The organism is Bosea vaviloviae (genome assembly GCF_001741865.1).
GTDB classification, from domain to species: Bacteria; Pseudomonadota; Alphaproteobacteria; order Rhizobiales; family Beijerinckiaceae; genus Allobosea; species Allobosea vaviloviae.
In genome coordinates this window covers 4,660,160-4,680,065 of the sequence record NZ_CP017147.1, presented here as the reverse complement: position 1 = coordinate 4,680,065, position 19,906 = coordinate 4,660,160, and the positions used below count along the sequence as shown (strand labels likewise).

General features: G+C 65.2%; 14 protein-coding genes and 2 tRNA genes. 13 read left to right on the top strand and 3 right to left on the bottom strand.

Going from position 1 to position 19,906, the window contains the following annotated elements; genetic code table 11:
• The first annotated feature begins 1 nt into the window (after position 1).
• The 3 genes from BHK69_RS21475 to BHK69_RS21465 are packed head-to-tail and all read left to right on the top strand — an operon-like array spanning position 2 to position 5,492.
• On the top strand, positions 2 to 2,380 hold the full coding sequence (locus tag BHK69_RS21475) for a DUF5682 family protein (protein ID WP_069691876.1): 2,379 nt from the start codon (positions 2 to 4) through the stop codon (positions 2,378 to 2,380).
• Positions 2,377 to 3,507, top strand: a complete 1,131-nt coding sequence (locus BHK69_RS21470; protein ID WP_244548270.1) for a VWA domain-containing protein — start codon at positions 2,377 to 2,379, stop codon at positions 3,505 to 3,507. The genes BHK69_RS21475 and BHK69_RS21470 overlap by 4 nt, the downstream gene beginning before the upstream one ends.
• Entirely contained in the window at positions 3,504 to 5,492 is a 1,989-nt protein-coding gene (locus BHK69_RS21465; protein WP_069691875.1) for an SWIM zinc finger family protein, read from the top strand. Before BHK69_RS21470 ends, BHK69_RS21465 begins: the two co-directional genes overlap by 4 nt.
• 558 nt (positions 5,493 to 6,050) lie before the next feature.
• Here the strand turns inward: BHK69_RS21465 and BHK69_RS21460 are convergent.
• Positions 6,051 to 6,125, bottom strand: a tRNA-Asn gene (locus BHK69_RS21460).
• A gap of 188 nt (positions 6,126 to 6,313) precedes the next feature.
• On the opposite strand from BHK69_RS21460, the gene BHK69_RS21455 reads away from it, so the two are divergent.
• From BHK69_RS21455 to BHK69_RS21440, 4 genes are all read left to right on the top strand, one after another.
• A tRNA-Cys gene (locus tag BHK69_RS21455) sits at positions 6,314 to 6,387 on the top strand.
• A 259-nt stretch (positions 6,388 to 6,646) separates the two neighbouring features.
• A complete protein-coding gene (locus tag BHK69_RS21450) occupies positions 6,647 to 7,288 on the top strand; it encodes a protein-L-isoaspartate O-methyltransferase family protein (RefSeq protein WP_069691874.1) in 642 nt (213 codons plus the stop codon).
• Positions 7,289 to 7,438: 150 nt separating this feature from the next.
• Positions 7,439 to 8,872 (top strand): TolC family outer membrane protein, encoded by a 1,434-nt coding sequence (locus BHK69_RS21445; RefSeq protein ID WP_069691873.1) that lies wholly within the window; start codon positions 7,439 to 7,441, stop codon positions 8,870 to 8,872.
• Positions 8,873 to 9,011: 139 nt separating this feature from the next.
• Complete coding sequence (locus BHK69_RS21440) at positions 9,012 to 9,617, top strand: PopZ family protein (RefSeq protein WP_069691872.1); 606 nt, start codon at positions 9,012 to 9,014, stop codon at positions 9,615 to 9,617.
• Positions 9,618 to 9,921: 304 nt separating this feature from the next.
• Here BHK69_RS21440 and BHK69_RS21435 read toward each other — a convergent pair whose 3' ends face one another.
• Both BHK69_RS21435 and BHK69_RS21430 read right to left on the bottom strand, forming a co-directional pair.
• Positions 9,922 to 10,146, bottom strand: coding sequence for a hypothetical protein (locus tag BHK69_RS21435; RefSeq protein WP_069691871.1), 225 nt, complete (start codon positions 10,144 to 10,146; stop codon positions 9,922 to 9,924).
• 36 nt (positions 10,147 to 10,182) lie between these two features.
• Entirely contained in the window at positions 10,183 to 10,668 is a 486-nt protein-coding gene (locus BHK69_RS21430; protein WP_069691870.1) for a pyridoxamine 5'-phosphate oxidase family protein, read from the bottom strand.
• A gap of 256 nt (positions 10,669 to 10,924) precedes the next feature.
• On the opposite strand from BHK69_RS21430, the gene dps reads away from it, so the two are divergent.
• From dps to BHK69_RS21400, 6 genes are all read left to right on the top strand, one after another.
• Positions 10,925 to 11,425 (top strand): DNA starvation/stationary phase protection protein Dps, encoded by a 501-nt coding sequence (dps, locus tag BHK69_RS21425; RefSeq protein ID WP_069691869.1) that lies wholly within the window; start codon positions 10,925 to 10,927, stop codon positions 11,423 to 11,425.
• Between the two features lie 185 nt (positions 11,426 to 11,610).
• Positions 11,611 to 14,430 carry a valine--tRNA ligase gene (locus tag BHK69_RS21420; protein WP_069691868.1) on the top strand — a complete coding sequence of 940 codons (2,820 nt, stop codon included), beginning with the start codon at positions 11,611 to 11,613 and terminating at the stop codon, positions 14,428 to 14,430.
• Positions 14,431 to 14,481: 51 nt separating this feature from the next.
• A complete protein-coding gene (locus tag BHK69_RS21415; RefSeq protein ID WP_083269597.1) occupies positions 14,482 to 16,113 on the top strand; it encodes an alkaline phosphatase D family protein in 1,632 nt (543 codons plus the stop codon).
• 161 nt (positions 16,114 to 16,274) lie between these two features.
• Positions 16,275 to 16,856: a YqaA family protein gene (locus BHK69_RS21410; RefSeq protein ID WP_069691867.1), complete on the top strand. Its 582-nt coding sequence runs from the start codon at positions 16,275 to 16,277 to the stop codon at positions 16,854 to 16,856.
• A gap of 339 nt (positions 16,857 to 17,195) precedes the next feature.
• Entirely contained in the window at positions 17,196 to 18,926 is a 1,731-nt protein-coding gene (ilvD, locus tag BHK69_RS21405) for a dihydroxy-acid dehydratase (RefSeq protein ID WP_069691866.1), read from the top strand.
• On the top strand, positions 18,913 to 19,866 hold the full coding sequence (locus BHK69_RS21400) for a tetratricopeptide repeat protein (protein ID WP_244548268.1): 954 nt from the start codon (positions 18,913 to 18,915) through the stop codon (positions 19,864 to 19,866). The genes ilvD and BHK69_RS21400 overlap by 14 nt, the downstream gene beginning before the upstream one ends.
• Positions 19,867 to 19,906 lie beyond the last annotated feature (40 nt).

The following is a 19,906-nucleotide window of genomic DNA, read 5'->3' as shown; positions in this document are numbered from 1 at the left end:
CATGCCCGAGCATGCGGCAATCCTGCTCCACGATTCTGGGCGCGACATCTATATCGCGCCGATCCGGCACCATAGCCCGTCCTGTGCCTGGCATCTGCGGGCCATGATCGCCGAGATCGGCCCCGCCGCCATCCTGATCGAGGGGCCGGACGATTATGATCCGCTGATTCCGTTGCTGACGCACGCGGAGACGCGGCCCCCGGTCGCGATCGTATCGATCCTCGAAGGGTCGGTTCGTGGCGCGAGCTATTTCCCATTCTGTGCGCACAGCCCTGAATATGTCGCGATCCAGGAAGGCGCGGCGCGCGGGGTTCCGGTACGCTTCATCGATTTGCCCGCGACCGACAAGGCGATGTGTGACGACGATTCGGACTCGCTCAATCCTGCGCAGCCACTCGCGCTCGACGAGCGGGCGTTCGACAGTAGCGATTATGTGCGGGCGCTCTCCTGCCGGTTGGGTTGCCGCGATGGCAACGAGGTCTGGGACCAGTTGTTCGAGGCGAGGATCGGAGAGGCGGACTGGCGCCGGTTCTTCGGCGATGTCGGGCGCTATTGCAGCCATATGCGCGAAAGCACGGCGGCGGCGGCGATGGAGGCAGACGGCACGCTCGCCCGCGAGGCGCGGATGGTCGAGCATCTTGCGCAGGCACGCCGGGAGACCAAAGGGCCGATACTCGCCGTGGTCGGAGGCTTTCACGCGCCGGCGCTGGCCGACGCGCTGCCCGCGCTGGAGAAGATCACGCCTCCGCTCCGCGGGAAGGCGGAGCGGCCGCCTTATCTGATCCGCTATGGCTATCGGCAGCTCAACGCGTTGACCGGCTACGGGGCGGGTCTGCCGCTCCCGGCCTATTACGACGCGCTGTGGCGGACCGCGACGGCGGGCGAAGCGGCGCCGTTCGAGAAGGCCGCACATCGCCTGATCGCAGATTTCGCTGCTCACCTGCGCACTGCGCTGCCCGGCGTTTCGACGGCTGTGCCGATATTGGTCGCGACGCTGGAAAATGCGCATCGGCTGGCGGAGCTTCGCGGACGACCGGGGCCCTTGCGCGACGACCTGATCGACGCCTGTCGCTCGACATTCCTGAAGGGCGAGGAAGGCGGCGATGCCAGTCCGGTAATGGCCGAACTGGTGGCATTCCTAACCGGCTCCGCAATCGGCGACGTCCCGGCTTCCGCGGGTTCACCACCGCTGGTCGAAGCGGTTCGGCAGCGCGCACGCGCGCTCGGTTTCCGCATCGACGATGGCGAACGGCGCAATCGCGAACTCGATATCTACCGCAAGCCGCTCCACCGCGATGCGAGCCGCTTCCTGCACGCCACGGTCTTCCTCGATACGGGGTTCGCGCAACGCACCGGCGGCCCCGATTTCCGCTCGGGCGTCGATCTCGACCGGTTGATCGAACATTGGTCGGTCATGTGGTCGCCGCTATTCGAAGCCCGGCTGATCGAGCGGGCTGCGGACGGCGACACGATCGAGGAAGCGCTGGCCGCCGAGCTGAACCGCCGCCTCGCCGCACTCGAAGCGCAGGGAATGGGCGGCAACGCCAGCGCCGCCATCGATCTGTTTGCCGCGGCCTGTCAGGCCGGCATTGCCGCTCATGCCGAGCATGTGCTGCCCATGATCGAAGCCGATATCGTGCGCGATGCCGACCTGGCTTCGGTTGCCGGGGCACTGCGCGACCTGATTGGATTGTGGCACGGCCGCACTGCGCTGGGTTTCGATAATGGCGCGAGGATTGAACGCCTGATCGGCGCGACATGGCGGCGTGCGCTCTACCTGCTGCCCGATCTGGCGAATGCCGGAGAGGATCGTATCGCCGCGACGCTGGAGGCATTGGTGGTGCTGCGCGAAGCGACCGGACTTGCCGATGAATCGCTTCGCGAGCTCGACGCCGCCCTGTTCGACGAAGCGGTTGCCGCCTTGCTCGACACCGAACTTGATCCGGCGCTGGCGGGTGCGGTCGCGGCGTTGGCGTTGCTTGCAGGCAGGATAGACGATGCGGAGTTCGCGACGCGACTCTCGGGCGAGTTGCGTGGCGCCCACCCCGAGACGGCGCGCCGGATCGCCTGGTTGCGCGGCGTGATCGCTATCTCGCGCGAATTGCTTTGGCGTGTGCCCGAATTGATCGAGACAGCGGATCAGGTCCTGTCGGCGCTCGACGATGGCGGCTTTGTCGAACTGTTGCCCCATCTGCGCATGGCGTTTGCCGCGCTCGATCCGCGCGAGATCGACCGGTTGGCCCATTCGGTTGCGGAGCGGCATGGCGGGGACGCCGCGGCGCTGATCGTCCGCCACGATCTGCCTGAAGCCGAAGTGGCATCGAATCTTCGTGCCGATGCGCGAGCCCGCGAAATGCTCGAAGCGGATGGCTTGCTGTGAACGGCGATGCGCCGCAGCTCAAGCGCTGGCGGATGGTGCTGGGGCGCTATGCCGATCCCGCGCTGGATGGTCCGGCGCTGGATGGGGCCGAACGGCGCATGGACCGTGCGCTCGACTATCTCTACGCCCGCGAACTTGCGCAGCGCGGCTTGAGGCGGGACAAACCCAGGTTCGGCAGCCTCGATCCCAGCCGCCTTTCCGTCCTCGACTGGATCGGCGAGGTGCGAGAGTTGTTCCCGCACTCGGTGCTCGAAATGCTCCAGAGCCATGCAGTCGACAGGCTCGGCCTGACCGAACTCCTCAGCGATCCCAAGACGTTGGATTCGCTCGAGCCCAATCGCGGTCTGCTGAAGGCGCTGGTCGCCTTCAAGGGACGCGCCAGTCCGGCCGTGCAGGACAAGATCCGCGAAGTCGCGCGCAAGGTGGTCGAGGACACGATCCGGCGGCTCAAGCCGTCGATCGACCGCGCCTTTTCCGGCCGCCGCAATCGCTTCCGCCGAAGCCGGACCAAGCGGCTTCAGGACTTCGACTGGCGCGCGACGATCCGCGACAATCTCAAAAACTATGATCCCGAACGCAAACGGATCGTCGCCGATCGACTCCGCTTCACCGGGCGCTCGCGCCGCCAGCTTCCCTGGAGGATCATCCTGTGCGTCGATCAATCGGGGTCGATGCTGGGATCGGTGATCTATGCCGCCGTGATGGCCGCGATCCTTTCCGCACTGCCCTCGGTGGAAGTGCGGCTCGTCGTGTTCGACACGTCGGTGGTGGATCTGACCAGCGAAGTTGCCGATCCGGTCTCAGTGCTGATGTCGGTCCAACTGGGCGGCGGCACCGATATCGGCCGCGCCGTCCAATATTGCGAACAGCAGATCACCCAGCCGAGTCGGACCATCTTCGTGCTGCTGAGTGATTTTTGCGAGGGAGGCCCCGTTGCGCCGATGGTCGCGGCAGTGCGCCGGATGGCGTCAGCGCGCGTGACCTTGATCGGCCTCGCCGCGCTCGATGATCAGGCCGCGCCCGATTATGATCGCGCGACGGCTCAGCTTCTCGCCAATGCCGGTATGAAGATCGCGGCGCTGACACCGGACCGTTTTGCCGAATGGATTGCGGGCATCATTGAATGACCCTCGCGGCAACCCTGATGGCGTTCGACGAAGCCGCGCTCGCCGCGTTGGCTAACAAGGGTATCGTTCGCCGGGCTGCGCGCGATGTCGAAGAAGGAAAGGCATCGGTCAGCGGCTGGGAAGGAGAGACCGCCATCGTCTCCGCGGACGGAGAAACGGTTCGCATCGACGCGCGCGGTCCCGCCAAAGCGAGTTGCACTTGCCCGGCTCCTGGAATCTGTCGTCACCGAGTCGCTGCGGTCCTTCTGCTCCAACAGCAGGAAGAAGAAGCGCCGGCAGAGAATGCCGCGGCGAGCCTGATCGCCGAAATCACAGCGCTTCCGGAAGAGGCAATGATCCGCTTCGCCGGTCGCGCGGCATGGCGCGCAGCGCAGGAGATCGCAGCGCATGGCGGCGAAGTCTCCGATACGGGCACCGCGCTGGTGATCACGCTTCGCGGGGACGATTCCGAGGTTCGGTATCTTCGCGGACTTGGTATCGAGGGAATGGTGTCCAAAGCGTCCCCTGCTCGGCGCAAGGCATTGCATGCCGCCGCGCTGATACTGGTGCGCCAGGCCGCAGGCGTGATGGTAAGCGAATCTTCAGCCGAAGCCGAAAAAGCACCGGCAGGCGCGGACGAAGCCTTCCTCACCGAAGTCCGTGATGCACTGGCAGATGCTTGCCGCAATGGCCTCGCGCTGGCGCCGCTAATGCTGGAGGAGCGGCTGTTCACCCTTTCTGTCTCCTCGCGGGCTGAGTCGTTGCCGCGCCTGAGTGCGATGTTGCGCGGCATTGCGCGCATGCTGCGTGAGCGTCGGACGCGAGATTTCCGCTTCGATCCCGATGCGTGCCTTGGCGCCATTGCCGCCGCGGACGCGCTCGCTCGCGCGCTGCCGGTCGCCAGCGATCCCGGACGGCGTGCAGGGCTGATCGGATCGGTTCGTCAGGCCTATGACGAAATTGGGCCGCTTCACCTCTACGGCGCTAGCGGCGAAACCTGGCGGGCGGAAGGCGGTGCGAGGGGTGTGACGGCCTATTTCTACGATCCTGCATGCGACCGCTGGTTCACCGCATCGCTGGCGCGCGGTGTGGGCCAGGACCCATTCTTCGATCCGAGACATGCCTTTACTTCGGAAGCTCTCTGGGGCGGGCAGACGCTCGCCGGCCTGTCGCGAGCCGAATTTCGGTTCGATAGCATTGCAGGATCGCCCGCAGGCCGTCTTTCGGCGAGCACGGCGAGCCGGCCGGACATATCCGGCGCCAGCACGCTGTCCCCCGACTGGGCTTGCGCATTCGATCGCTGGGATTTGCTCGCCGAACGTTTGCGAAGCCGGCTTGTCGGGAGCCTGGCAGCGCCCGCTGCCGCGTTGGAGCCGGTCGTGCTTTGGCCCAGGCGAACCGGGAGGCCCTGGTTCGACGATCTTACCCAGCAACTGCACTGGCCTCTCGAGGACCGGGGCGGGCAGTGGCTTGCTGTGTCGCTAGGCAACGACCCGGATCGCCCCGCGCACTTCGATCACCTGGCGTCTGTGGCGTTTCGCCCTGGCTTCAGCGGTGCCGTCATTGTCGCAGCATCCATCACGGGAACCGCGTTCGAACTCCGCCCGATGGCGCTCTTCGACGAGAATGGCGTGCGCTCGCTCGACTTCGAGGAAGCCCGAACCCCTAAACGCAGCTTCTCGGATTTCCTCCAAACATACTCGAGGCACACCCGCAGCGCACCGGTTCCTTACGCCAAGCCGGCTGGCATCTCGCTTCTGGCAAAAGCAGCGACTGAGCTAACGGGAATCTCCGAAACAGGCTGTCGAGCTATCAGTCGTTCCGGCAGCCAGCGCCTTGCCGAAATCTGTGCCCAGGCGGAACGGATTGGTTTGGGGACAGTCGCAGGAGCCTTGGCGCAGCTCGCCGCCGCCGACGGCCCACTGGCGAGCCAGGTTCTGATCAGTCGCTACATCATCGATCAGATGCGAGCACAGCTAACAACGCTGCCGATGCTGCGGCTCTGAACCGGAACGGCGAGGTTCAGCGAGATATCCCCGAAGGTCGGGTTTCCAGGCCCATATGGAGGTTGCCTAGCTAACGGATGATTTGCGGTGCTGTGCAGGCAAGGCAGCGCTCGGCGCCCTTCATTGGGCTCTTGAGCAATAAAGCCCGCAGAGAAGCTTGTCGTATAGGACGTCTCAAAGACGCCTTCGGGCGGAGTGGTTCTGGTGATCCGACTTTGTTATTAAGTCGGTATTTACGAGTATTTCTGCTCTATTTTCGCCGAATCTACGCTCGGTCTTTTTTGGTCGAAAATTTCTGCATTGATTACATCTGGAATCATCGAAAGGATAAATTCAAGGCGTTCGAGAGGAGGACGCCGCGAGGAGAAGGAAAGATTTGCGCATATGGGCCCGAGTCACCGCAGGTGATGGAATGGTCGGGCTGATTGCGTGGGCTGCGCTAAAAGCCGATCCGCTGCTCCAACCAGGAGTAACGGAGCGTTGCGGACTAGGGCAGATCGTAGGAATGGCGGCAATATCGTAGGCGCGGCGCTCCGCCGTCCCACCATGTGAGACGACTGGCTCCCGGAGCAGGATTCGAACCTGCGACCAATCGATTAACAGTCGATTGCTCTACCGCTGAGCTATCCGGGATCAGTGGCCGCCGTATACCCATGCCACCGGGACCGCGCAAGCCCTTTGCGACGAAGTTGGCGGGAAAACGTCGGCTCACCAATTTGCCTTGGGGTCATCCAGCGCGGCTTGGCGAGGATGGGTTGCGGCCTAGCCCGGCATGTGGTTATACGCCGTGCAAGATGTCTCGCCAGCGCGGACATCGGGAAGGCCTCGTGGCGGAGTGGTTACGCAGAGGACTGCAAATCCTTGCACCCCGGTTCGATTCCGGGCGAGGCCTCCAATTTCCCCGATCATATCGATGTCATGAGATGCGGGTCCACTCCGGTGGGCGCGGTGTCCTCGTGGCGTCACGCCGCGATGGCGTCATATCCTCCTCGTGTCTTGCCTTTTGAGAGTCTTGCCTTTTGACGCGGCCTCGAACAAAAGCTGTCGGATCGGTCGATAGGCTTGGCTCGGGCCCCGGGCCATGGCGTATCGGCCCGCTTTCGACAACGCCGGCCGCGAGTCGCCGGCCTGATCGCAGACGGAGATTTCGGGACATGGACAGTTTCGCCGCGCTGCGCCGCATGATGGTCGATTGCCAATTGCGCACCTATGACATCACCGACCGGAGCGTCCTGGCGGCGGCCGATACGGTGCCGCGCGAGGCCTTCCTGCCCGATACGCTGTCATACTTGGCCTATCTCGACCAATCCGTGCCGCTGCCCGGCACGGGGAGGGCGCTGATGACGCCGATGGTCGTGATCCGCATGATCCAGACGCTTGCCTTGCAGCCCGGCGAGGCCGCGCTCGAATATGGCGGCGGCACGGGCTATGGCGCAGCCGTGATGGCGAGCATGGGCGCGGTCGCGACGCTCTGGGAGCCGGATGCCGAGGCTGCCGCCCTGGCCGGCCCGGCCCTGAAACGGGCCGATGCCGGCGCGGTTGCGCTGGCGAACAAGCGCCCCGCCGACCACAGCTTCGACGTGATTCTGGTCGGCGGCGCCTGCGAGACCGGGCCTGATGAACTTTTCTCTTTGTTGCGCGATGGCGGCCGGCTCGTAGCGGTCGAGGGGTTCGGGCGCGCCGCACGGGTAAAACTCTATCAGAAATCGGGGGAAATCGTTTCGGGGCGGCCGGTTTTCGATGCTGCAGCGCCGATTCTGGCGGAATTCCGCAAGGCGCCGGCTTTTGTTTTCTGAACGGCAGGTGTCGCATTTTTGCGGCAGTGCGAAGCGGAAACCCGCTCTGCAACCAAGCCGGCGTTGGCGCGTGCCTCGGTTCCGGCTATGTAGGATTCTTAAAATTATGCCGAGGCTGGGGCGATGCCTGGGCGTGACAGCAGTCCGCACATGAGGCGTCCGGTGACAAGACAGAAGTTCGATAAGAAGTCGGTTGAGTTCGGTGCCGCGGCGTTGATCGCCGTCGCCTTGCTGTTCGGGGGCGTTGCCGGCGCCAGCGCGCAGACCATGGATGCGGCGCTGTCGCGGGCCTATTCGGGCAACCCGACGCTGAATTCGCAGCGCGCTTCGCTGCGGGCGACGAACGAGAACGTGCCGCAGGCGCTCTCCGGCTATCGGCCGAGGATCACGGCCTCGGCCGATATCGGCGCGAGCATTACCGAGAGCGACATTCCCGCCAAGAACTCGACGAGCGGCTTTCACAACAACTCGCTCAGCCGGCTCGGCCCGCGCGGCGGCGGCGTGCAGGTCGACCAGAACATCTTCGACAGCGGCAAGACGCGCAGCTCCGTCAGCCAGGCCGAATCGCTGGTGCTGGGCGCCCGCGCGACGCTGCGCAATACCGAGCAGAACGTCCTGCTCGATGCCGCGACCTCCTATATGAACGTGCTGCGCGACACCGCGATCCTGAATCTCAACCGCAACAACGTTGAGGTCCTGGAAGAGCAGCTGCGCCAGACCCGCGACCGCTTTCAGGTCGGCGAAGTGACGCGTACCGACGTGGCGCAGGCCGAGGCGCGCCTGTCGGCGTCGCAGTCGCAGGCGATTCTCGCCGAATCGAACCTCAAGACCTCGATCGCGCGCTTCCGCCAGAATGTCGGGATCGAGCCCAAGCAGCTCGCGCCGGGACGGCCGATCGAGAATCTGCTGCCGAAAACGCTGCCCGCCGCGCTCAATGTCGCGCTGACCGGGCATCCCTCGATCATCGCCTCGCTGCATGGCGTCGATGCCGCTGAATTGCTGGTCAAGGTCACGGAGGCGGACCTCTACCCGACCTTCGGCGTGCGCGGCGTCGTCCAGCAGCGTTATGATTCGACCTTTTTCGGCGACAACCGGACCAGCGCCAGCGTCGTCGGCACGCTGACCGTGCCGATCTATGAGGGCGGCCAGGTCTATTCGCGGACGCGGCAGGCCAAGGAGACGGCCGGCCAGCGCCGGATCGATGTCGATACGCAGCGCGATACGGTGCGCGCGGCGGTAGTTTCGGCCTGGGGCGGTCTCGAGGCGGCCAAGGCGCAGATCATCGCGGCCCAAGCGCAGGTGCAGGCGGCCGAGACCGCGCTGTCTGGCGTGCGCGAGGAGGCCAAGGTCGGCCAGCGCACCACGCTCGACGTGCTCAACGCGCAGCAGGAACTCGTCAGCGCCCGCTCGACCCTGGTCACGGCGCAGCGCGACCGTGTCGTCGCCTCCTATTCGGTGCTTTCGGCGGTCGGCCGGCTTTCGTCCGAAACGCTGAAACTCAAGACCGAGACCTATGATGCGCGCAAGCATTATGACCAGGTCAAGGGCTTGCTCTGGGGCACCCAGACGCCGGACGGGCGCTGAGTCAGAATAACAACAGCGGGCATTTCTCTTGTGGGCGGCTGAAAAGCCGCCTTGCCCGGGCGGCTCTGCGTGAAATACTCAAGGCTGGAGCGGCGTTGATTCTATCGACGCGCCTGGTGTCGAGTGGTCCGGACCCAAGATGAGCGCGCAACCGAAGCCCAGCGAACCGTCGATGGAGGAAATCCTTGCCTCCATTCGTCGGATCATCTCGGATGACGAGGCCAAGCCTGCCGAGGCGCCGCCTCCTGCCGTAACGGACGGGGACGACGAATTGAAGGCGCTGCTCGCTGGCGCGAGCGCCGTGTCGGCCGCCGATGACGACGTGCTCGATCTCGGGGCCGAAGCCAATCTGATCGCCGCGCCCGAACCGGAGCCGCCGGCCGAGGCCCAGGCGGAATCCAGCGATATCGACTTCCTCGAGGCCGCGGAACCGGCCGCGACAGCCGAGCCGGAACCCGTCTTGCCGCAGGCTTTCGTGCCGCCTCCGGCTCCGCCGCCTGCTGCGTCCGCGCCGTCCTTCGACATGGCTCAGCTGCTCTCCGACCAGACGAGTTCGGCGGTCACCAGCGCCTTCGGCCAGCTTGCCCATACGGTTTTGTCCAACAACGCCCGCACGTTGGAGGATCTGGTAAAGGATATGCTGAAACCGATGCTGAAGAGCTGGCTCGACGACAACCTGCCGACCATGGTCGAGCGGCTGGTGCGCGCCGAGATCGAGCGCGTGGCGCGCGGCGGCCGCAACTGAGCCGGTTTTGGGAATTTCGCGAGCCCTCATCCTGAGAGGCAGGCCCGAAAAGAACCCAAAGATTTCAATGGCTCTGTCCTGACCATCTCCGCGCCGTCATTCCGGGCGTAGCGAAGCGGAGACCGGAATCCATCGTAGAGTTCGGTGGCCTCCGATGGATTCCGGATCTGCGCCGCTGACGCGGCTTGCCGGAATGACGGCGCAGGGGGATGGTTCAGGAGACTCCCGAACCATCTGGAGCATCCTTCGAGGCGCCGCTTCGCGCTCCTCGGGATGAGGGCTGGAATGTCCAAATAGAGGGCTCTCAGCCCCGCGTGGCGCGGCGCCTCGCGGGCGCGGTCTGAAGCCGTGCGAACGCGCCTTCCGAGTGCAGCTTCTTGTAGACGAGGCTGCCGAGCATCAGGGCCAGCGTCGGCGTGCCGAGCCGCGCGACCAGCATCGCGATGCCGATGGTGACGGGGCGGGAATAGCGGCCTGCCGCTGCTTCGGCCGCGAACCAGGCGCCGAGCGCGTGGACGAAAAACTTCATCGCAATTGTTCCCTTCGCGTTCCCTTGCTGCAATGGTCAGAGGACCACTTTGCGATTATCGCCGAGATTGGGCTTCGAGCCCGAGATCGCGGCTGCCGCCATCTTCACTGTCGTGACGATCTTGCCGGGACTGTCCCAGAACTCGGCCATGGCCGGCCTGACGCGCAGGACGCGGATATTGGGATCGTCCTTGCTCTCCCAGAACGCCCTTGCAGCGATTGACCAGAGTTCGCCGATCTTGCGGCGGTCGTCGAGCATGTTGGCCGTGCCGGTCACAGAGACAAAGCGATAGCCGCCATTGTCGGCAAAGGTCAGGCAGACATTGTCGTTGATCTCGACCTCGTCGTCCTTGTGATTGCGGGCGTCGGTCAGGAAGTAGATCGCATCCTCGTCGCGGGCGGCATGGGCGCTCATCGGCCGCGAGCGCAACTCGTCACTTGAGCCGTCATGAGTCACCAGCATGCACAGCCCGATATCGTCGATCAGCGTCCAGGCGCGATCTTGGTCGGTGTGATGGGTCATGGGACATTCTCCTGTCGTTCACGTTCTCAACGGGTGGACGCTGCAACAGTTCCTTCCCTCCCTTTTCGCGACGCCCTGCCGTCTCCATCCTGGGAACGAGAACCTGGGGAACGCGAAGCGCCCTCGCGCGTATCTTGAGCCAAGGTCCCGACCAGATTTTTCCTCTGCCAGATCTTTTCCGCGGGCAGGTCTTTTCCGCTGGCAGGCCTTTTCCTCTGGCAGGCCTGCCGCAGATGACCGCATCGAGGATATCGCCATGAAGAAGCCTGTCTCCAAGATCAACTTAGCCTCGAAGATCGACCTGACCTCGAACACCAAGACCGAGGTGATCAGCCTGCTGAATGAGCGTCTCGCCGATGGAATCGACCTCGCGCTGGTGACGAAGCAGGCGCATTGGAACCTGAAAGGGCCGGGTTTCATCGGCATCCACTTGATGCTCGACGGCTTCCGCAAGGATCTCGACGAACATGTCGACACGGTCGCCGAGCGCATCGCCCAGCTCGGCGGCATCGCGCTGGGCACCACGCAGACGACTGCCGCGGCCACCACGCTGAAAGCCTATCCGACCGACATCATCGCGGTCGGCGATCATCTCGCCGCACTGATCGAGCGCTATGCCGCGACCGCCAATCTGGTGCGCGCGGCGATCGACAAGATCGATGAGGCGGGCGACGCCGGCACCGCCGACCTGCTGACGGACTATTCGCGCATGCTCGACAAGGCTTTATGGTTCCTGCAGTCCAATGCCGCGGCCTGATGCGGCATCGTGATCGATCGAGGAGGTCGATGCGCAGGCCTTGTTGGACGCGCAGGCCTTGTTGGACACATAGGCCTTGCTTGACGCGCAGGCCTTGCTTGGGCTCTTAAGTCCTCCGACCTTTTTGGCCTTTGATTTTCACGGCCGGGGCGTGCTCCCCGGCCTTTTTGCGTTCGAGCGAAGCGATGATGGACAAGACATTCGAGCCGGCGACCGTCGAGGCGCGCGTCAGCGCGGCATGGGAGAAGGCCGACGCCTTCAAGGCCGGGCGTGGGGCTGCGCCGGGCGCCGAACCCTATTGCATCGTGATTCCGCCGCCCAACGTCACCGGCTCCTTGCATATGGGCCATGCGCTCAACAACACGCTGCAGGATGCGCTCTGCCGCTTCGAGCGCATGCGCGGCAAGGACGTGCTCTGGCAGCCGGGCACCGACCATGCCGGCATCGCCACGCAGATGGTGGTCGAGCGCAAGCTGTCGGCCGAGCGCAACATCTCCCGCCGCGACATGAGCCGCGAGGACTTCCTGAAGGAGGTCTGGGCCTGGAAAGCCGAATCCGGCGGCACGATCGTCAACCAGCTGAAGCGCCTGGGCGCCTCCTGCGACTGGTCGCGCGAACGCTTCACCATGGATGAGGGCCTGAGCCAGGCCGTGCTCAAGGTCTTCGTCGCCTTGCACAAGCAGGGGCTGATCTATCGCGCCAAGCGCCTGGTGAACTGGGATCCGAAGTTCCAGACCGCGATCTCCGATCTCGAGGTCGTCCAGGTCGAGAAATCCGGCTCGTTCAAATGGGAGCGGGGCGGGGAGGAGGCCTTCGATTCCGCCAAGCTTGAGAAGGTGCTGAACCGCGATCCGGGCGGGCATCTCTACTATTTCAACTACCCGCTTGAAGGCGTCGCCTATGATGCCGACGACGCCTCGACCTTCATCACGGTGGCGACGACGCGGCCCGAGACCATGCTGGGCGATACTGGCGTCGCGGTGCACCCCGAGAACGAAAAGCTCGGCCATCTGATCGGTAGGAATGTGGTGCTGCCGCTGGTTGGGCGCATCATCCCGATCTTCGGTGACGACTATGCCGATCCGGAGAAGGGCACGGGCGCAGTCAAGATCACCCCGGCGCATGACTTCAACGATTTCGAGGTCGGCAAGCGCCATAAGCTCGACGTCGTCAACATCCTCGATGGCGAGGCCCGGGTCCTGCTTGCCGACAATGCCGATTTCCTTGCCGGCTCAGTGCCGGCGAGCGAGACGCTGGCGCTGCACGGCCTCGATCGCTTTGCCGCGCGCAAGCGCGTCGTCGTACTGATGGCCGAGCGCGGCTTCCTCGCCAAGGTCGAGCCGCATGGCCACACCGTGCCGCATGGCGACCGCTCGGATGTCGTGATCGAGCCCTGGCTGACCGACCAGTGGTATGTCGACGTCAAGCCATTGGCGCAGCGCTCGCTGAAGGCGGTTCGCGACGGTCGCACCAAGTTCACGCCGGAAAGCTGGACCAAGGTCTATTACGACTGGCTGGAGAATATCGAGCCCTGGTGCGTCTCGCGCCAGCTCTGGTGGGGCCATCAGATCCCGGTCTGGTACGGGCCCGATGGCGAGGTGTTCGTGGCGGAATCGGAGGTCGAGGCGCAAGCGCTGGCGCTCGGCCATTACGGCGGCACGGTCGAGCTCATCCGCGACGAGGACGTGCTCGACACCTGGTTCTCCTCGGCGCTGTGGCCGTTCTCGACCCTGGGTTGGCCCGAGGATACCGCCGAGCTCAAGCGCTATTACCCGACCGCGACGCTCGTCACCGCCTTCGACATCATCTTCTTCTGGGTCGCCCGGATGATGATGATGGGCCTCAACTTCATGGACGAGGTGCCGTTCAAGGACGTCTATATCCACGCCATCGTTCGCGACGAGAAGGGCGCGAAGATGTCGAAGTCGAAGGGCAACGTCATCGACCCGCTGACGATCGTCGATCAATACGGCGCCGATGCCTTGCGCTTCACCTTGGCCGCGATGGCGGCTCAGGGGCGCGACATCAAGCTCTCGACCGCGCGCGTCGAAGGCTACCGCAACTTCGCGACGAAGATCTGGAACGCGGCGCGCTTCGCCGAATTGAATGGCTGCGCCCGAGCGGACGGTTTCGACCCGGCCAAGGTGAAGCAGCCGCTCAATCGCTGGATCCTGAGCGAGGCGGCGCGTGCCGCCGATGAGATCGCCGCCGGCATTCCGAGCTTCAAGTTCAACGAGGCGGCGGCCGCGGCCTATCGCTTCACCTGGGGCCAGTTCTGTGACTGGTATCTCGAGCTCGCCAAGCCCGTGCTGCAGGGCGAGGGCGTCGATCCCGCCGAGAAGGCCGAGACGCAAGCGACGGTCGCGCATGTCATCGACCTGATCTGCCAGCTGCTGCACCCCTTCATGCCCTTCCTCACCGAGGAGCTCTGGGCGCAGAAGGCGGGCGAGGGCGCTCCGCGCAAGCTTACTTCGGGCGATGACGCCCTGGTCTGCCTGACGCATTGGCCCGATCTCGCGGCGCTGCGCGATGCGGCGGCCGAGGCCGAGATCGGCTTCGTCGTCGATCTGATCTCGGACATCCGCTCGGTGCGCTCGGAGGTCAATGTGCCGGCGGGCACGCAGGCGCCGCTCGTCCTGGTCAAGGCCTCGGCCGCGACGCGGGCGACGATCGAGAGCTGGCGGCCGATGATCGAGCGCTTGGCGCGCGTTTCCGAGATCGCCTTCGCGGAGACCGCGCCGGCGCAATCGGCGCAGATCATCGTGCGCGGCGAGGTCGCGGCGCTGCCGCTTGCCGGCATCATCGATCTCGATGTCGAGCGGGTGCGCCTGACCAAGGAGATGGCCAAGCTCGACCAGGACATCGCGGTGGTCGACAAGAAGCTCGGCAATCCCGACTTCATGGCCCGCGCGCCCGAGGAGGTTGTCGAGGAGAATTTGGAGCGCAAGGCCGTGGCGCAAGCACGCAAACTCAAGATCGCCGAGGCGCTGACGCGGCTGTCATAGGCTTGCCGCGAAGGGGCGGGTAGTCTCCGGAGCGATCCCCCGGAGACAGCCATGTTTCGTCTCGATTCCTTCGGTCGGCTCGACCCGGACGACTTCGTCACGGCCGCTGGCACGCCCTCGCGCCGGCTGCTGCTGAAGGGGTTGGCGGCGTCGGGCCTGTTGCTGGCGAGCGGGCCGGCGCTTGCGCAGCGCCTCTGGACCAACCCTGTCTTCAAGGCCGATCCGTTTTCGCTCGGCATCGCCTCGGGCGATCCCGCGGCGGACGGCTTCGTGATCTGGACCAGGCTTGCCCCCGAGCCATTGACTGAGCATGGCGGCATGCCGATGCGCGCCGTCGAGGTGGCCTGGGAGGTCGCCGCCGACGAGGCCTTCGCACAGGTCATTCAGCACGGCACAGGCCTGGCGCGGCCGGAACTCGGCCATGCCGTCCATGTCGAGGTCGCGGGGCTCGCGCCGGACAGAGCTTATTTCTACCGCTTCAGCTGTGGCGGGGTGCGAAGCGCGGTCGGACGCGGCCGGACCTTTCCTCCTGCGGGCTCTGCCGTGGCGCGCCTGGATTTCGGCGTGCTCGGCTGCCAGCGCTACGAGGACGGCTTCTTCACCGCCTTCCGCCATGCCGCGGCGGAGCGCTTCGATTTTATTTTCCACTACGGCGACTACATCTACGAATATCGGACCATCCGCCCGGGCGACCGCCAGTTGCCCGTAGCGCGCATGATGCCCGGCGAGCCCGATGAGATCTACGCGCTCGGCGACTACCGCCGCCGCTATGCGCTCTACAAGCTCGACGCCGACCTCCAGGCGGCGCATGCCTCGGCGCCCTGGCTCGTCTCCTTCGACGACCATGAGGTCGACAATAATTGGGCCGGCCTCGTCTCCGAGGAGCAGGGTGTGCCGCCCGAGCTCTTCGCCTTGCGCCGTGCCGCCGCCTTCCAGGCCTGGTATGAGCACATGCCGCTGCGCCGCTCGGCCATTCCCAATGGGCCCAACATCCAGGCTTATCGCCGCTTCCGCTATGGCGACCTCGCCCAGATCGAGGTGCTCGACACCCGCCAGTTCCGCTCCGACCAGCCCTGTGGCGATGGCTGGCAGAGCCATTGCGCGGATGCACGGAGGCCCGAGAACACGATGCTGGGCGCTGCGCAGGAGGCCTGGCTGGATGAAGGTTTGCGAGCCTCCCGCGCCCGCTGGAACGTGCTGGCGCAGCAGGTCATGATGATGCGTCTCGATCGCGAGGCCGATCCCGGCGCTTCAAGCGTCCACATGGACAAATGGGATGGCGCGGTCGCGGCCCGCCAGCGTGTGTTCGACAGCCTGAGCGAGGCCCGTATCGCCAATGCCGTGGTGCTGACCGGCGACATCCATCAGAACTGGGCCGGTGAGCTGAAGGCGAATTTCGACGATCCGGCTTCGAAAGCGGTCGGCGTCGAATTCGTCGCGACTTCGATCAGCTCGGGCGGCGATGGCGCGGCGATGACCCGCAGCGGCGAGACCCGGCTCAGGAAGAATCCGCATCTGCGCTATTTCAACAATCAGCGCGGCTATATGCGTCATTCCGTCACGAATGAGCGCTGGCAGGCCGATTACCGTGTGCTCGACAAGGTGACGACTGCTGAGGCGCCCGTCACGACGGCGGCGAGCTTCGTTGTCGAGGCGGGAAAGCCCGGGCTGAAGCCGGCGTGAGAGCGACAGCCGCCGCTGCGCGGTCATGAAGCCGTCTTCAAATTGACGTTACCGTAAGACAACTCTGGCAATCTTCCGCGGACAGGCTTAGATGCGCGCCGGGCGCAAGCCCGCCATGCGCTCGATGCCGTCATTAACCCAGGACCGGTTGCTCTTACGCCATGCTCAAACGAGCCTATGATTGGTGCGTTTCCTATGCGTCCCACCCTGCCGCCCCCTGGCTCCTCTTCGCGCTGACTTTCGTCGAAAGTTCCGTCAGCCCGTTGCCGCCGATCCCGCTCTTGCTGCCGATGTGCATCGCCAGGCCCGACCGCGCCTGGTTCTATGCCGGCGTCTGTTCGCTCGGCGCGGTGCTGGGCGGCTATCTCGGCTACGCCATCGGCGCGCTGCTCTACGATTCGGTCGGTTCCTGGCTGATCGGCATCTACGGCCTGCAGGACAAGGCCGCCCAGTTGATCTCGACTTCGCAGGACTACTGGTTCTGGGTGCTGGTCACCAAGGGGCTGACGCCGATCCCGTTCAAGATCGTCACGATCATGTCGGGCTTCCTGCATTTCGACATCTGGAAGTTCACCATCGGCATGGTGGTCTCGCGCGTCACCTTCTTCATGATGATCGCGCTGGCGCTGCGCTTCTATGGCGACGACATCCGCATCTTCATCGAGAAGCATCTGCCGCTGGTGGCGATCGGACTGCTCGTTGTCGTGGTCGGTGGCTTCTTCGTCCTGCCGCTGGTGCTCTGAGGCGGCGGGGCTGGCCCGCCAGGCATGAAACGCGACAGCGCAAAAGGTTCCCGCCTTCGCGAGTTGGCCGTGAATTTGTGGCGTCGCTGCAACACTGCTCCCGCATCGCGTGACGACGGCCTCGGACTGGCCCAATTGCCGTGAAGCCGCCACAAAGCGCGCCCAGCAGAGGTCTCCGATAAGTCACTGAGATATAGAAGAATTAAAGTGCGATCTGCACGGCCGGGAGAGGCTTCCGCGCTCACGGTACGCAGGCAGGGTAACGTTGCGCCCGGCTCGGGCTGCGTGGCACATCTGCCACGCGCCTAAAGCGCAGGGTGGAACGAGGAAAAAAAGACCATGGACGTGCGTGTGTTCGATAAATCGAAACTTCCCAGCCGCCACGTCAGTGTCGGGCCGGCTCGCGCGCCGCATCGCTCGTATTACTACGCCATGGGCATGACCGCCCGCCAGATTGCCCAGCCTTTCGTCGGCGTCGCCTCCTGCTGGAACGAGGCCGCGCCCTGCAACATCTCGCTGATGCGCCAGGCTCAGGCTGTCAAGAAGGGCGTCGCCTCGGCCAATGGCACGCCGCGCGAGTTCTGCACCATCAGCGTCACCGACGGCATCGCCATGGGCCACCAGGGCATGAAGTCCTCGCTCGCCTCGCGCGAATGCATCGCCGACTCGGTCGAGCTGACCATGCGCGGCCATTGCTATGACGCGCTCGTCGGCCTCGCCGGCTGCGACAAGTCGCTGCCGGGCATGATGATGGCGATGGTGCGCCTGAACGTGCCCTCGATCTTCATTTATGGCGGCTCGATCATGCCCGGCGTCTTCAAAGGCAAGCCGGTCACGGTGCAGGACGTGTTCGAGGCCGTCGGCAAGCATTCCGTTGGTGCGATGTCCGACGAGGACCTGAAGGAGCTGGAGGAGGTCGCCTGTCCGTCCTCGGGTTCCTGCGGCGCGCAGTTCACCGCCAACACCATGGCGACCGTCGCCGAAGCGATCGGCCTGGCGCTGCCCTATTCCTGCGGCGCACCGGCGCCCTACGACATGCGCGACAGCTTCTGCTACACTGCCGGCGAGATGGTGATGGAGCTGATCGCCCGCAACATCCGCCCGCGCGACATCGTCACCCGCAAGGCGCTGGAGAACGCCGCGACCGTCGTCGCGGCCTCGGGCGGCTCGACCAATGGCGCGCTCCACCTGCCAGCGATCGCGCATGAATGCGGCATCGATTTCGATCTCTTCGCCGTGGCCGAGATCTTCAAGAAGACGCCCTATATCGCCGATCTGAAGCCCGGCGGAAAATACGTCGCCAAGGACATGTTCGAGGTCGGCGGCATCCCGCTCCTGATGAAGACCCTGCTCGACCATGGCTATCTGCATGGCGACTGCATGACCGTGACTGGCCGCACGATCGCCGAGAATCTCGCCTCGGTGAAATGGAACGACGAGCAGGACGTCGTGCGCGCCGCGAACAAGCCGCTTTCGCCCAATGGCGGCGTTGTCGGCCTGCAGGGCAATCTCGCTCCCGAGGGCGCGATCGTGAAGATCGCCGGCATGACGACCGAGCAATTGACCTTCACCGGCCCGGCGCGCTGCTTCGACCGCGAGGAAGACGCCTTCGCCGCCGTCACCAACCGTGACTACAAGGTCGGCGACGTGCTGGTCATCCGCTATGAAGGGCCCAAGGGCGGCCCCGGCATGCGCGAGATGCTGGCGACCACGGCGGCGCTCTACGGCCAGGGCATGGGCGACAAGGTCGCGCTGATCACGGATGGCCGTTTCTCGGGCGCGACGCGCGGTTTCTGCGTCGGCCATGTCGGTCCGGAGGCGGCTGTCGGCGGCCCGATCGCGCTCATCCGCGACGGCGATATCATCGAGCTCGACGCAGTCACAGGAAAGCTCGCTTGCCGCCTTTCTGATGCCGAACTTGAGTCGCGTCGTAAGGCTTGGACACCGCGCAAGACCGACTACGCATCGGGCGCGCTGTGGAAATACGCCCAGACGGTCGGCTCTGCGAAGGGTGGGGCCGTCACCCACCCGGGAGGGGCGGCCGAGACCCATTGCTATGCGGATATTTGACGCGACATTTGCAGCATTGTTCCTGATCCTGGGCGGCCAACAGGCCGCCTGGGCGCAGGACCTCGCGCCGATGCGCGGGCCGATTCCGCCGCGTCCGATTCCGGGCGTGATGCTGCCCGAGCCCGATCTTGCTCCGCCCGCACCGCCTGCGCCCAGCGTGCGGCCGATCGCACCCGCGCCGAGCGGCCCGGCCGCGCATACGGCCCTGCCGATCGCCCCTTTCAGCAACGCCCGTGACGCGATCCGGGCCTGGATGCGCGACTCGACCGCCGGCGACCAGGTCGGCGCCGTGCGCGCGCTCGAATACGCCGCCGCCCAGGGCCATCTCACGGCGCAGTTCAAGCTCGGCCGGATGTATGCCGGCGGCGACGGCGTGCCGGCCAATGATCTCAAGGCGTTCGAGTACTTCTCGAAGATCGCGGACGAGAACGCCGACGCTATCCCCGGCACGGCCGATGGTCGCATCGTCAGCGGCGCTTTTGTGGCGCTCGGCGGCTATTTCGTCGACGGCATCAAGGGCAGCTATGTGAAGCCCAATGCCGACCGCGCCTTCGACATGTTCCACTACGCCGCCTCCTATTTCGGCGACCCGGAAGGCCAGTACAACCTCGCCCGGCTCTACATGAACGGGCAGGGCACCAATCGCGATGCGCGCCAGGCTGCGCGCTGGATGAAGCTCGCCGCCGAGAAGGGCCACGCCCCGGCCCGCGCCGTTTTCGGCGACATGCTGATCCGTGGCGGCGACGGCGTGCCGCGTGCGCCGGTGGTGGGTTTGATGTGGCTCTCGCTGGCGCGCGACAGCGCCGATGCGGCACGCGAGGCCTGGATCATCGAGCGCTGCGAGACTGCTTTCGCCGCCGCCTCGCCGGGGGACCGCAGCGCGGCGCTCGCCATGGTCGAGCGCCAGCAATTCGCCGGCCGCAGCGCGCCGCAGCGCTGAGCGCTACTGCATCCGACATGACGATCCCGGCGTAATTGGA